This window comes from Vibrio sp. 2134-1 (genome assembly GCF_033339495.1).
Genome location: NZ_JAWOUS010000763.1, coordinates 1 through 567 on the forward strand (window position 1 = coordinate 1; position 567 = coordinate 567).

1 protein-coding gene and 1 pseudogene are annotated in these 567 nt (G+C 45.9%); one reads left to right on the forward strand and one right to left on the reverse strand.

The window, feature by feature from the left end; translation table 11 throughout:
- Nucleotides 1-499: fumarylacetoacetate hydrolase family protein (locus tag R7R78_RS28405; protein WP_225474887.1), on the forward strand; the 499-nt coding region annotated here is incomplete at its 5' end.
- On the opposite strand, the pseudogene R7R78_RS28410 reads toward R7R78_RS28405, so the two are convergent.
- A pseudogene (locus R7R78_RS28410) lies at nucleotides 496-567 on the reverse strand (AzlD domain-containing protein); the annotation flags it as partial. The gene R7R78_RS28405 and the pseudogene R7R78_RS28410 overlap by 4 nt on opposite strands.

The following is a 567-nucleotide window of genomic DNA, read 5'->3' on the forward strand; positions in this document are numbered from 1 at the left end:
GGTGTTTAATAAACCTTCTACCTCTGTATCGACGATCTTACGCTCATTTCATCAAGAACCTTTGCATTATGAAGCGGAAATCTGCTTTCTAATCAAAGACGGTCAATACGCCGCCGTGGGTTTGGGGCTAGATCTGACGAAACGCGGTCTGCAATCTTCTCTCAAAAAGCAAGGCTTGCCTTGGGAGCGAGCAAAAGCATTTGATGGTTCTGCGGTTTTTAGCCGCTTTGTGCCTCTTGAAGGCATTGATATTCATGACCTTAACTTAGAACTATTGATTAACTGTGTTCGTGTGCAAAAAGGCCACGTACAACAGATGCTGTATCCGCCATTTGCGATTTTGGATGAGCTAAGTAGCTACACAACTTTGCAAGACGGTGATGTGGTGATGACGGGAACGCCGCAAGGGGTTGGCGAAGTCCATCAAGGCGACGTCTTCCTTGGACGCTTAAAATGTGGCGACGTCACCTTGTTAGAAATTGAGTGGGTGGCTGATTAAAGCCAAACGCGCAAAAGAAGAAACGCCACCATACTGACAACCGTCGTTAAGAGAACATTTTTTGTCAA